Origin of the sequence: Asticcacaulis solisilvae, assembly GCF_017875235.1 — a bacterium.
In the GTDB taxonomy this organism is placed as follows: domain Bacteria; phylum Pseudomonadota; class Alphaproteobacteria; order Caulobacterales; family Caulobacteraceae; genus Asticcacaulis; species Asticcacaulis solisilvae_A.
This window is the reverse complement of record NZ_JAGGMI010000008.1, coordinates 62,727-77,775: the sequence shown is the minus strand read 5'-3', so window position 1 is coordinate 77,775 and position 15,049 is coordinate 62,727. Positions and strand designations below refer to the sequence as shown.

Genomic DNA, 15,049 nt, shown 5'->3' with positions numbered 1-15,049 from the left:
TTGCAGGCGGCAGGGGTGTGAGTGCATCGCTTGCGATGACTTGCCGGGGAGGTATCGTGGCGGTGACCCCCTTCGTCTCCGCGATACCTCCTTGCGGTCCGCAGGATGGACTTCGTCTTCGGGTCTCAAGCGGAAGGCGGCTTTTCTCCGCGGGGCTACGTCATCAAACGCGACGGGCCCTGTGCCGGGCGCTTTGGTTGCGACGCGCGCAAAGCGTGACAAAGTTCGCTCCCTCCATGATTGCGGGCTTGTGGTGTCATATGACTGTGTTAACCATAGATTATTTCCTGCGTTACGATTTTTCACGCGATGACTTCGGGGGACCTGCCTATGGCGACGTATACCGGCACGGCGGACGACGACTACATTTTTGATGGCGTTGAAGCGGACAGCGTTTCCGGCCTGGGCGGTAACGATACCCTGAGGGGCAGCCAGGGCAATGACACGCTGAGGGGCGGCGAGGGTGACGATACGCTGCGGGACCGCTTTGGCCTGAACCTCATGGACGGAGGCAGCGGAGACGACACGATTTCGATCTCCGACGGCGGCATTGCGACGATCACCGGCGGCGAAGGCAATGACGATATTTCGGTGAACACCTATAGCCTGACGACGCCGACGCGCGTGGATGGCGGTGACGGCGACGACATAATTTATGTCAACGGCCCGCTGTCGGCCCTGGTCACGGGCGGCGCCGGCGCGGACCGTTTCGTGTGGGGCGGTACGGTGACGGACTTCAATACCGATGAGGGCGACACGGCCGACATCTCGCTTATGCTGCCTTATCTGCAGAATTATGACGGTGGAAATCCGTTCGTGTCGGGGCATTTCCGGCTGGTGCAGGACGGCGCCGACACGCATGTGCAGATCGACTCTGACGGCGCAGGCACCGTGTACGATTTCGTTGACCTGATGATCCTGAAGGATGTCGATGCGACGACCCTGGACGGCCATGCCTTTGTCGGCTTCAGCCCGGACGGATCGCCGACTCCCGGTGATGTGATCGCCGGCGGGGACGAAGCGGAAACCCTTGTCGGCTCGCAGGGTGACGACACCATCACCGGTGGCGACGGCGATGACTGGATCAATGGCGAAGGCGGCGACGACAGCATCGACGGTGGCGCGGGTGACGACGATCTGTCGGGTCGGCTGGGGTCGGACGTCACGGATGGCGGCGAAGGCAACGACACCCTGTCCGACGTCTTCGGCAACAATACGTTGAGGGGTGGCGCAGGTGACGACGTCCTGACGGTTGGCGGCCAGGGCGTCAGCGAATTTGACGGCGGCGACGGCGCCGACCTCTTCATGGGCGTGGTCGTGGAAGGCAGCGAGGCGTGGCTGACCGGTGGCGCGGGAAGCGATCTCTATAGCCTCGACTATGTTGTGGGGACTGTGGTGGTGACCGATTTCGCGGCCGGCGACGGCGGCGACGTCATCGATATCGATGCTTTGCTCAATGGCTCGGGGTGGTGGTGGGGCGACGGCAGCCCGTTCGGCACGGGCTTCATGAAACTGATCGAAACCGGCGGCGATACGGCCCTGATGATGCGTGTCGGTTTTGGCGGCGATTACTCCACGGTGATGACACTTAAGGGGACGTCGCTGGCATCGCTGACCGCACATAATCTCGGCGGCTATAGTCCCGATCCGACCAGAGGCTCGGATAGGAATGACAGTCTTACAGGCACGGTGGACGCCAACACACTGGATGGCCTGGGCGGCAATGACACTTTGCTGGGCCTGGAGGGCGACGACACGCTGCACGGCAACGATGGCGATGACAGCCTGGTTGGTGGTGCGGGCGTCGACGCGCTCTATGGCGACGCGGGCAGCGACGTGCTCGAAGGCAATGGCACGCTGGATGGCGGCGAGGACAATGACCGGCTGTGGGCCAGTGCGGCTGCGGCGACGCTGATCGGCGGTGACGGTGACGATACGCTGAGCGGAGGCGTCTCGCTCGACGGCGGTGAAGGCAACGACAATATCCACTCCTCCTACGCCGCCGCCACTGTGATGGGCGGCAATGGTAATGACAGCCTAAGCGGCGGGGGATTGCTGGACGGTGGCAGCGGCAGCGACACGATCACCGGAAGCTATTACAGCGACCCGGGGCCGCACACGCTTTTGGGCGGTGAAGGCGATGACAGCCTGGAGGATGGCTACGGATACTCGGTTCTGCTCGATGGCGGCGCCGGCAATGACAGGATCACCGCCTGGGGAAGCCTTTACGAGGGCTACCAGCCGACGGTGGAAGGCGGCGAGGGCAATGACACCCTGACCGGCTTTCGCGTCACGCTTCAGGGCGGCGTCGGTGAAGACCAGTTGGCGATCGCCGAAGGTGCGGCGTCGGGTGGCGACGGCAACGACACGATCGACATGGGGCTGGCGTGGTACGGCGCACCGGCAAGCCGTGCCGATGGCGATGCGGGCGACGATTATATCCTGATCGACGAACTGAGCCTGGGCACGATCGATGGCGGGCTGGGCAATGACACGCTGAATTATGCGCCTGACTATTCGACGCAACTGGTGCTGCACAAGACGGACGACGGCCTGATGCTGAACGGCCGGGTGGCCTTCTCAAGCATCGAAACCTTCATGTACAAGGGCGTTGTCCAGATCATCGACCTCGACACCCTGGGCGAATACCGCCTCGGGACGGCGGGCGCCGACATGCTGACGGGGACGGCCCTGGGCGACTGGCTGCTGGGGGAGGCCGGCGATGACCTGCTCTCGGGTCTGGATGGCGACGACCAGTTGTCGGGCGGCGCGGGGCTGGACACGCTGATCGGCGGTCTGGGCAACGACAAGCTGTCGGACTACGAAGGCAAGGGCAGCATTGACGGCGGCGAGGGCAACGACACCCTTGCCGGTGGCGGCACTGTGAATGGCGGCAACGGCGATGACGCGATGAGCGGCTACGGGCTGGCGACACTGGACGGTGGCGAGGGCAATGACAATCTCTCCGGCGCCGGGGTAGTGCTCGGCGGCATTGGTGACGACACGTTGACCTTCAGCGGCTGGTTTGGCGGCGATATTTCCAGCCTGGACGGCGGTGAGGGCAACGATACGCTGACCGACCTGTCCGGCGACGGCAAGACGACCCTGTTCGGGGGTGATGGCAACGACTCGATCCTGGGCGGCGAGACGGTCTATGGCGGCCTGGGCGACGATACGGTCACGGGCTATGGGGCACTCGTCTTCGGCGACGAAGGCAATGACAGCCTGATCGGTTCCGGCACCATGTTTGGCGGGGCGGGCGATGATACGATCCTGGCGAGCGGTGGCCCGGGCGGGCTGTTCTACGGCAATGACGGCGTCGATACGGCCGCCTTCAACCGGTCGCGCGGGGAATACAGCATCATCCAGGGACCTGCGGCCGACAAAGTGATTATTACTGGTGGCGATCTGTACGGCACGGTGACCCTGGCGGGGATGGACGCTTTCCGCTTTGCCGATGGCACGCGGACCTGGGCGGAGCTCGGTATCGGCAAGGTTTTAACCGGGACCGCCGGCAACGATGTCCTGACGGGCCTGGGCTATACCGACTCGATCAGCGGGCAGGACGGCCACGATACGATTGACGGCGCCGGCGGCAATGACACCCTGCTGGGCGGAATGGGCGATGACAGCCTGACGGCCTCGAGCGGCGATGACCTGGTCTGGGGCGACAACGGTTACGGCAGCTACGGGCCGGACTCGGTCAATGGCGGATCGGATACCCTGCTGGGCGGCGTCGGCCTCGATACGCTGTGGGGCGGCGCGGGCAGCGACAGCATCGATGGCGGGGCGCACAACGATATCCTGCGTGGGTTGGGTGAAAACCCGGGTCAGCGCAATACTGACGCCGACACGCTGATCGGCGGTGACGGCCATGACTACATTTCTGGCAACGGCTCGGGCGATGTGGTTTCCGGCGGCGACGGCGATGACTCCATCTATGCCGGTGGCGTCAGCATCGACGGCGGTGCCGGCAATGACTATATTGGCGTCATTTTCAACGTCGATGACACGCGCACGAAAATCTACGGCGGCGACGGCAATGACACGATCTCGCCGAACAGCAGTTGGCCCCGGTACGATGCCTGGGGCGGCGAGGGCGCCGATCTGATCTATGCCGGGGCAGGCGAGGCCGCGCTGTATGGCGAAGGTGGCAACGACACCCTGTTGGCCGACAGTTCCACGGCCACAACGCTCTCCGGCGGTGACGGCAACGACAGCCTCAGGGGCTCGTGGTCCGGCACCGACAGTATTGACGGTGGCGCAGGGAATGACTGGCTGTTCGGCGGCGGGAAGAACGACGTCCTGAAGGGCGGCGTGGGCAATGACACGCTGACGGGCAGTTATGAAAGTGACACCATGTGGGGTGGGACGGGCGACGACCTGTATTATGTCGATTATGCCAATGACGTCGTTCGCGAATATTACGGCGAAGGCAACGACACGGTTATTGCCTCAATCAATTATGCGCTGACGGCCGATGTCGAAAACCTGACGCTCGTCGGTTATGGCGGCAGGACGGGGACCGGCAACGGGCTTGGCAACCGGATCGTCAGCGGCAACGGCTATGACTCGCTGTACGGCATGGGGGGGGACGATACGCTGGAAGGTGGTAGCCTGTGGGACTACCTGTCCGGCGGCGGTGGCTCCGACCTTCTGGACGGCGGCGACTACAATGACACTCTGGACGGCGGCGCGCGCTGGGATACGCTGAGGGGCGGTGATGGCGACGATAGCCTCGATGGCGGCGGCGACGCGGATAGGCTGTATGGCGGTACGGGCAACGATCTCTATGTCGTCGATCATGCCGGCGACCGGGTCTATGAAAACTATGGTGAAGGCAATGACACGGTGCGCGGCAGCGTCGATTTCGCGCTGACGGCCGATGTCGAGACCCTGCTGCTGGCGGGCGAAGCCGTGGCCGGGACGGGCAACGGGCTCAGCAACCGGATCGAAGGCACGAGCGGAAACAACCTGTTGTCGGGTGGGCTTGGCAATGACAGTCTGTATGGCTGGGACGGCAATGACGGCCTGGAAGGCGGCGCGGATCACGACCGTTTGTCCGGTGGCAATGGCGTAGATACGCTCACCGGCGGCAGCGGCAATGATGTGCTGGGCGGCGGCGCGGGGGCGGATGACTTCGTCTTTGCAAGCATTGCTGAAAATGGCCACGACCATGTGGTGGACTTTGTCCACGGCATCGACCGGCTGGTGTTCGCCGGCGCGGATTACGGCTTCGCGGCGGGTCACGCGCTGACGAACGCCGAGTTCACCGAAGGCGGCGCGGCGGTGGGTGGGGCGGCGCAGTTCGTCTGGGACAGCGTGGCCGGCAAACTGTGGTGGGACGCGGATGGCGACGGCGCTGGGGCGGCGTTCGAGCTGGCGCTGATCTCGGGCGGCGCGATCGTGACCAAGGATGATCTATATTTTGTCTAAGTAAAAAGATACCGCCATAAAGTATAAAGGCCGCCGGTCATCCCGGTGGCCTGCTTTTTTTGATCACATTACCGGCATTGCATCCCGCGCGATTGCACCTGTCACGCGAGAAGACTAGTCTGCGCCTATTGTAACTCCGTGCATTCCTATTTTTTCGATTCACCGCTTTTTCAAGGGGGAGATTCCTCATGGGTATTGTCATCACGGGTACCGAAGACGGCGACAGCATTTATCAGATGGGTGAGGACGACACGATCCTTGGGTTGGGCGGCAACGACACCCTTACCGGCGTCGACGGCGACGACAGCATAGAGGGCGGTGACGGCAACGACATAATCTATGAGTGGCTCGGGAAGAATATCATCGATGGCGGGGCGGGTGACGACTGGGTCCAGGCCGTGGGCGGCAGCCAGACCCTGCTGGGCGGCGCGGGCAATGACGACCTGAGGGCCTTCAACTATAATATCGGCGGTGCGGGTCATGTGATCGATGGTGGCGACGGCAACGATCTTATCCAGGCCTATAACCTCCTGGGCGCCACCGGCACGCTGCGTGGCGGAGCCGGCTCCGACACCTTCCTTGTCGCAACGCCGCCCGACGGCGCGATCGGTGCGTTCGTGGAGGATTTCGTCGCCGGCAATGGCGGGGATGTCGTCGATCTTTCCGACGTGTTGCTGGATATCAGCAACTACGGCGGCAATCCGTTCCTGAGCGGCCATGTCCGGGTGACGCAGAACGGTGACGCCGGCGTGGTCGAGGTCGACCTGGACGGCGCGGCCGGCGGCGCGCACGGTTTCGAATGGGTGCTGACGCTCGAAAACATCAATGTGGAAAACCTGACGGCGTGGAACTTCCGCGGCATCACCTTCGACGGTTCGGCCGTGGCGGGCGAGACGCTGAACGCCACCGCGGAGGCGCCGAATGCGACCGGCACATTCGGCGACGATACGATCACCGGCCACGATGGCGGCAATGACCTGAGCGGCGATGGCGGTAATGACAGCCTGTTCGGCCAGGGCGGCAACGACACCCTGAGCGGCTTCCTGGGCAACGACCTGCTCGACGGCGGGGAGGGCAACGACTTTCTCCGTGACCCGTATGGCGAAAACGGGCTCTATGGCGGCGACGGCAACGACTGGATCGATGTCGCGGGCCAGGGGACCAGCCTCTATGACGGCGGCGCGGGCGACGACATCTTCGCGATTACCGCCAGCCACAGCACCCATATCCTCACCGGCGACGCCGGCTCGGACTACTACCTGATATCGGCGCCGGGCGCGGACCTGGTGATCACCGACTTCGCCGCCGGCACGGGTGGCGACGGCTTCTATTTCAGCAACCTTCTTAACCTGTTCAGCAATTTTGCTGGCGGCAATCCGTTCGCGACCGGTCATCTCCGGCTGGCCCAGAACGGCGACGATACCTGGCTGCAGACGGACCTGGACGGCAGTATCGGTTCGGCCATGGGCTGGACGACCCTGGCGGTGCTGGTCGATACCGTGGCCGAGACGGTCACCTCGGAGAATATGTCCGGCTACGATCCGTGGGTCGATACGGCGATGGGCGACAACCTGATGGTCGGCACCGAGGCCAACGACTATCTCGACGGCGAGGGCGGCAATGACACGCTCTATGGCGTCGAGGGCAATGACACCCTGGTCGGCGGGGACGGCAATGACTGGCTCGACGGCTATATCGGCGAGGACAGCCTGCTCGGCGGGGCCGGCAACGACTATCTGGAAGGCGGCGATGGGGCGTCGTTCATCGAGGGCGGCGCGGACAATGACCTGTTGGAAGGCGCCGGATATCTCGACGGCGGCGATGGCAATGACCAAATCTATGCGCGCAAGGCGGCCGGTTCGGCGACCTCGACCCTGATCGGCGGTCTTGGCGACGACTATGTGCAGGCTTCCTGGGACGTAAAGGTCTGGGCCGACGGCGGCGAGGGCAATGACTCGATCAGGGCGGTCGGCAATTCCGGCTTCGTCAACACCATGCTGGGCGGCGACGGCGACGACAGCCTGACAGGCGGGGTGGCGGTCATAGAGGGCGGTGACGGCGCTGACACGATCGAGGCGACGGGAGCGCTGTCGACGCTCAGCGGCGGGGCGGGCAATGACCTTCTGACGATAGGCAACGGCGGCCAGGCGCACGGCGGGGCCGGTGACGATACCATCAATGACGGCGGTCTGACGGTGATCAACGGCGGCGACGACAACGACGTGGTGATCACCATGCTCAACGGGTCGACGATCGATGGCGGCCTGGGCAACGACCTGGTCACGGTCAGCATTCCCATCACCAATCCCGGCGTCTACAATCTGGGTGGCGGCTTCGCGGTTTCGGGCGGGGCCAGGCCGACGATCCTTTCGGGCGTCGAAATCCTGCGCGTCAATGGCGTCGATATCGCGCTGAGCCATGACGGCCTGGGCGACGCCATTTCGGGTACGGACGGCGCGGAATCGCTGACGGGGACGACGCTCGGCGACTGGATGCGCGGTTTCGGCGCGGGCGACACGCTGGAAGGGCTGGCCGGGAACGACTTCATCGAGGACGAACTGGGAGCGAACCTGCTGGACGGCGGTATTGGCGACGACACCCTCATCGGCCAGGGCACGCTTGCCGGCGGCGACGGCGACGACCGTCTGACTTTGATCGGCACAGGCGGTTTCGATGCCCGGGGCGGTGACGGCAACGACACCATCGACGCCAGTGCACCGGGTGTGGCCGCCACGTCCACACTGGATGGCGGTGCCGGCAACGACTGGATCTACGGCACGATCGGCGACCGCGGTATCGTGGGCGGCGACGGCGATGACACGATTGCCACGCTCGGCTGGTCCGCCACGCTTGAAGGCGGTGAGGGCAATGACAGCCTGGTCGGCGACCATTCCACGCTGGAAGGCGGCATCGGCAACGACACGCTGTTCGGCGTGGCCGCTTCGCAGCTCAACGGCGGCGACGGCGACGACACCCTGTCGGGCCGGGGCGACAATACGATCGACGGCGGTGACGGCCAGGACATCGTGGTCCTGCTGGAGCCGCGCGCGAACTATTTCGCCGTGGACCTGGGCGGCGGACAGACACGGATCTATGGCGGCACGTCATTCAATTGGCAGGACCTCATCGTCTCGAACGTCGAAACCGTCCGCTTTGCCGATCAGGACGTGGCCCTGGCCGACCTGGAAGCGGGCGCGCTCTTCACGGGCACCGGTGACGCTGACAGCCTGACCGGCACGGATTACCGCGACTCGATCGAAGGCCTGGGCGGCAACGACACGCTGCATGGCGCCGGCGACATCGACACGATCTGGGGCGGCTTCGGCGCCGACCAGATCTATGGCGAGGGCGGCAATGACCTGATCGACGGCCAGGACGACAACGACACGGTCTTCGGCGGCGACGGTAATGACACGCTTGCGGGCTTCACGGGTGACGACTCGATCGACGGCGGCGACGGCAACGACACCCTGTCGGGCGATCAGCCCGCAGGCAGTGAAAACGCAGAGGCGGACACGCTCACGGGCGGCAATGGCAACGACCGGATCTTCTCCCACGGCACGAATTCCTACGTCTATGGCGGCGCCGGCCATGACAAGATCTACGGCCTTGGCAAGGTCATCGATGGCGGGGCGGACAATGACGTGATCACCCTCTATAGCGCCAGTCCAGGCGTGCGTCCGGAAGTCTACGGCGGCGACGGCAATGACGTCATCACGGCGGAGTATGCCATTGTCGACCTGGATGCCTGGGGCGGAGAAGGCGACGACAATATCCTTGGTTCGGGCGTCAGCGACCACCTGTACGGCGAAGGCGGCAATGATACGATCGCCGGGCGTGGCACGCTGGATGGCGGTATCGGTGACGATACGGTTTGGGGCACGGGCTGGATCGGCGGCGGCGACGGCAATGACAGCGTCGTCGGCATCGGCACGCTCGAAGGCGGCGAGGGCAGCGACACCCTGGTCGCCGGGTCCAGCGCTGGAAACCTCTATGATGGCGGGGCGGGCGACGACTTTATAGCGGGCGGCGTCGGCGACGACACGCAATATGGCCGCGCCGGTAGTGACACGCTTAATGGCGCTACGGGTTGGGACAGCCTGCATGGCTTCGAGGGCAATGACAGCCTGGAAGGCTGGGAGGGCAACGACCTGCTGTCGGGCGGAGACGGCAATAACGTGCTGAAGGGCGGCACGGGTCTCGACACGGCCTACTATCTCGGCGACAGCTACAAGGTGTGGGTCGACCTGACGCGGGGGTGGGGCATCCATCACGACCGCACGACCGGCGGGGTCCTGTCGGACGACAAGCTGTTCGGTATCGAAAGCGCCGTCGGCACGACGGGCGATGATACACTGGTGGGTTCGGGCGGCAATAACGTCCTGATGGGCGAAGGCGGCAACGATCGCGTGCTGGCCGGCGGCGGCCATGACTTCCTGGACGGTGGCGAGGGCCAGGATACGCTGAACGGCGGTGAAGGGTCCGATACCCTCGAAGGCGAGGCGGGCGACGACAGCCTGTCCGGCGGGACGGGCGGTGACTCGATCCTGGGCGGCATGGGCAATGACAGCCTGAACGGCGGCGAGCGCTGGGATACGCTTATGGGCGGCGACGGCGACGACACGATCGACGGCGGCATCGACAATGACCAGATGTCCGGCGGGGCGGGCAACGACAGCTACTATGTCGATCATGAAGGCGACCGCGTCTATGAAGCGGTCGGTGAGGGTATCGACACGGTCAGGGCCGCGTTCCTCAACCATGTGCTCGACGCCAATGTCGAGAACCTGTACTTGCTGGGGACGGAGAACATCCACGGCGCCGGCAACGGTCTGGTAAATGTCATCAACGCCAACGCCGGCAACAACATCCTGGCTGGCATGGGCGGTAATGACAGCCTTTACGGCTGGGACGGCAATGACTGGATACGCGGCGACGACGGGCATGACCGTTTGTCGGGCGGCAACGGCATCGACACGATGGTAGGCGGCAGTGGTAATGACGTGATCGGCGGCGGCGCCGGCGCGGATGACTTCGTCTTTGCAAGTGTTTCCGGCAATGGCCATGACCATGTGGTCGACTTCGTCCATGGCCTGGACAGGCTGGTGTTCACGGGCGCGGATTACGGCTTTGCTTCGGGGCATGTGCTCACGAACGCGGAGTTTACCGCGGGTTCGGCGGCCTTAGGTGCGGGGGCTCAGTTCGTCTGGGACGCCGTGGCAGGCAAGCTGTGGTGGGATGCCGACGGTGCGGGCGCGGGGGCGGCGTTCGAGCTGGCCCTGATCTCGGGCGGCGCCACAGTGACGAAGGACGACCTGGTCTTCGTATAGGTGAGGGAAGCAGTGGGTGGGGCTTCCCTCGCGGGGGGCTGGACAAAGGTCCCCACCACCACATCTCGCTCGTCATTGCTTTATGCAATGTCTCACGCGTGCGGTCCCCCTCCCCAGCAAGCTGGGGAGGTATAGGGGGGCACCTGCGGGAGCGTCCGTCAGGCATAATTGCCACATATCCTGGTGATTGTATTTTCGGGCTGCGTTTTCTCCGGTTTGGGGATGCGGAGCCGCAAAAACAACGTTATGGTAGTCTTGGAAAATAATTCAATGGGGGATTGCTGTGGCGGATACGTTCATTGGAACTGAGGGCGCGGAAGAACTGGGCGGAACGTCCGGAGACGATATCATCTATGGCCTGGGCGAATGCGATAACCTCTACGGCAATGCCGGCGATGATACGCTGATCGGTGGCGCCCGCGAGGACAGGCTCGACGGCGGTGCGGGCAATGACAAGTTTGTTTTCGTGGTCGGTGAAAGCGGTGTCGACGAAATCATGCCGACACTGGTCAGCACGGACGTTGATGTTATCGAGTTGGTCGGCGAACTGACCATTGCCGATGTCAAATTTTCCGCTGACGGCAATTTTGGACTGGCAATATCCTACGGTCCCTATGGGGAGAGCGTATACATACGCGATCAGTTCCGTGCCGATACGCCCGGAAATGGCGGCTATTACAAGGTCTCGACGCTCATCGTCGGCGGTGTCAGCTACAGCCTGACTGGCGGATTGACCTTCACGGGCGGCAATGGGTACGACGCTGTTTTCGGCACCGTCTACGGCGATGTCCTTAAGGGGCTGGGTGGCGACGACTTCCTCGATGGTGGACAGGGCGACGACACCATCTGGGGCGGAACCGGCACCGACGTCTATTTTGTCGGCAATTACGGCAACGACCGCTTCATGTTCGCCGTCGGGGACGGCAACGATACGGTTCATCTGCCACCCGTCACCGGTGAGCGCGACGTGATCGAGATCACTGGGCCGCTTACCCTCGCCGATGTTTCATTTTACGGAATGGGCACCGACGACCTGATCATCCGCTATGGGCCCGGCGACGACCAGATCGGCCTGCCGTCGTTTTTTCGCGTTGCCCCGGCCGATCGCGTGTCCGTGCTTGTTGTCGGCGGGGTCGAATATGACCTGAACGCACTGCTGGCTGATCCGAACGACCTGCTGACCGGCACCGAAGGCAATGACACCTTGAATGGCGCCGCGGGCGATGACACCATTTTCGGCCTCGGCGGGTCGGACAGTCTCACGGGCGGTGACGGCAATGACAGCCTCGATGCCGGTTCGGGCGGGCACGATACGCTGGACGGCGGGGCAGGGAATGACACGCTGTACGGCGGCAGCGGCGAGCGTGATGTCGTGCGCGGTGGCGACGGCGCCGACACCATTTATGGCGGTGACGGCGACCTTGATACGATCTTTGGCGGGGCGGGCAACGACGTCATCTACGACGGCGGAGGTATTTACGACACCATCGAAGGCGGCGACGGCAACGATACCATCTATGGCGGAGCCGGAAATGACTGGTATAATGGCGTTTACGGCGATGACCTCTTCGTTTTCGATATCGGTGACGGAGTGGATGTGGTCTCGAACCCGAGCACGCCCGATACGGATGTGATTGAAATTCTCGGCGTCGCCGCCACGGATATCCGTTTCGAGCACTTTGTCGTTCCGGGCTATCCCGACCAGAATTATCTCAAGATCTTTTACGGCTCCGGAAACGACCAGGTCTGGATATCGTCCCATTACCTGGCGGAGGCGGACCCTGGCCATTACTACCAGACCGCCACGCTGAAGGTCGGGAGCACCATCTTCGACCTGAGGAGCGGGCTGCCCTATACCGGGACATCGGGCGCGGATATCGTGCGCGCGTCGATGCACAATGACACGCTGAGCGGTCTGGATGGCGACGACACCATGCTGGCCGGGGCGGGCAATGATGCGCTGGACGGCGACGCCGGCAACGACCTGCTGAACGGCGGCGATGGCAATGACACCCTGGACGGCGGGGCGGGTTCGGACACGCTCGACGGCGAAAATGGCGACGATCTCATCAAGGCTGGCCTGTCGGATTTTGTCAGCGGCGGGGACGGGCTTGACACCGTGGTCATCGATGCCGGTACCCTGACGGACGTGACCTTCTACGGAGGCCTCTTCAGCTATAATGAGCTCTTCTACTATCGTGATGGTGTCCGCGACTCCATCAAGCTGAATGGCTTCGAGGCGTTGAACTTCACCGGCAACGCGGTTCATGCCGTGTTCGGCGGTACAGGCAATGACACCCTGACGGGGTTGTCGGGCGACGATTTCTTCGAAGGCGTGTCTGGCGACGACATCCTGAATGGCGGCGATGGCAATGACGCGCTCAATGCCGGCGTCGGCAATGACACCATCGATGGCGGGGCCGGTGTGGACATAGGCGCCGTCAGCTATGTCGACCGGCTGGGCGATCTTTATCTGGTCAATGGCGGCGTCGCCGGCGTGACCTACACGGCGACGGTCGGCGGGGTGGCGGCCGGAACGGTCCGCAATGTCGAGATGTTGTATATCAATGGCGGCTTCGGCAATGACACCATCGGCGGCACCGTCGTGGCGGGGGGCTATCTCGGCCTGTCGGGAGGAGACGGCCGGGACGTCGCCATCGTCGATGCCAGTGCCCTGACGACAGCGGCCTTCTATGGCGGTCTCCTGGCCGGCTACCTCGAAAATCCCGGCGCGGGCGGAAGCTTTGTGTCGCTCAATACCTTCGAGCGGCTCGACTTCACCGGCAATGCAACCAACTCCTATTATGGGGGCGTGTCCGGCGGCAATGACGACGATAGCCTGACCGGCCTGGGCGGCAACGACACCTTCTACGGCCAGTTGGGCAATGACAGCATCAGCGGTAATGGCGGGGCGGACCTGTTAGTCGGCAATGGCGGGGCCGACACGATCTCGGGCGGCGACGGTGCGGATCAGATATGGGGCGAAGAGGGCCACGACAGCCTGCTGGGCGGGGCGCGCTGGGATACGATCTATGGCGGCGACGGCAATGACACGCTCGATGGCGGGCTCGACAACGACCAGATGTATGGCGGGCTTGGCGACGACGTCTACCATGTCGATCACGTCGGCGATCGCGTCAATGAAAGCACCACCATCAACGAAGGTTCGGACACGGTCTATGCCAGCATCAGCTGGAACCTCAGCGCCAATGTCGAGGCGGTCGTGCTGACCGGCTCAGGCGATACGTCGTCGACGGGCAACGGGCTGCACAACACCATGACCGGCAATGCCGGGAACAACACCCTGTCGGGCGGGGTCAGCCACGACACCATGTTCGGCATGGATGGCAATGACAGCCTGGACGGCGGTATCGACTCGGACGTGCTGGATGGCGGCAACGGCAATGACACGCTTCTGGGCGGGGCACGCTGGGATACGCTGACGGGCGGTGCGGGTGACGATGTACTGGACGGCGGAGCCGAGAACGACCGGATGTCGGGCGGTGCGGGTAACGACGTCTATTATATCGATCACACGGGGGACCGCGCGCTTGAGGTTGCCGGAGAGGGGACCGACCTGGTCATTTCGGCGATCGATCATGTGCTGTGGGCCGATGTCGAGAACCTTACCCTGACGGGCGGCGCGGTCAGCGGCACCGGCAACAGCCAGGCCAATGTGTTGACCGGCAGTGCGAATGCCAATGTGCTGGCCGGTGGCAATGGCAATGACACGCTGAAGGGCGGGGCGGGCAATGACAGCCTGACCGGTGGCGGCCATGCCGATGACTTCGTGTTCGAGGCGGCCGGGGTGAACGGGACGGATACGCTGGCGGACTTTGTCCATGGTACGGACCGGCTGGTGTTCACGGGAGCGGATTATGGTTTCGCGGCCGGGCACGTTTTGACGGCGGCGCAGTTTACGGTTGGGAGCGCGCCGGTGGGGGCTGGGGCGCAGTTCGTCCTCGATCCGGCGACCGGGCGGCTGTGGTGGGATGCCGACGGCACCGGCTTCGGCGCGGCGGTGAACCTGGCGCTGTTCGATGGCGGGGCGACGGTGACGAAGGACGATCTGGTCTTCGTTTAGGGTGTTTGGGGAGAGGTTGTCTCGCCGTCCACCACCGCGTCCAGCGCTGTGGCGCGTCGTCTTGCGATATTCCGGCTGCGCTCATCCGACCTTCCCGTTCGTGTCATTGTGTGGAAGCAGCGGTGTCGCTCTTGGGGGCGCAAGAAGAGGCAGCGGGACGGAGCGTGTTCACCTGCTGCGATGAAAAGCCATTGAAGCC

3 protein-coding genes are annotated in these 15,049 nt (G+C 63.8%); all 3 read left to right on the top strand.

The window, feature by feature from the left end; all coding sequences use genetic code 11:
• Positions 1-330: 330 nt before the first annotated feature.
• Positions 331-5,436, top strand: coding sequence for a beta strand repeat-containing protein (locus tag J2X24_RS14325; RefSeq protein ID WP_209722966.1), 5,106 nt, complete (start codon positions 331-333; stop codon positions 5,434-5,436).
• A 188-nt stretch (positions 5,437-5,624) separates the two neighbouring features.
• Positions 5,625-10,766, top strand: a complete 5,142-nt coding sequence (locus J2X24_RS14320; protein ID WP_209722964.1) for a calcium-binding protein — start codon at positions 5,625-5,627, stop codon at positions 10,764-10,766.
• Between the two features lie 283 nt (positions 10,767-11,049).
• Positions 11,050-14,850, top strand: a complete 3,801-nt coding sequence (locus J2X24_RS14315; RefSeq protein WP_209722961.1) for a calcium-binding protein — start codon at positions 11,050-11,052, stop codon at positions 14,848-14,850.
• The last annotated feature ends 199 nt before the right edge of the window (positions 14,851-15,049 follow it).

Coding starts and splice junctions, on each gene's coding strand:
- J2X24_RS14325 (WP_209722966.1), top strand. CDS start 331: ATGGCGACGTATACCGGCACGGCGGACGACGACTACATTTTTGATGGC.
- J2X24_RS14320 (WP_209722964.1), top strand. CDS start 5,625: ATGGGTATTGTCATCACGGGTACCGAAGACGGCGACAGCATTTATCAG.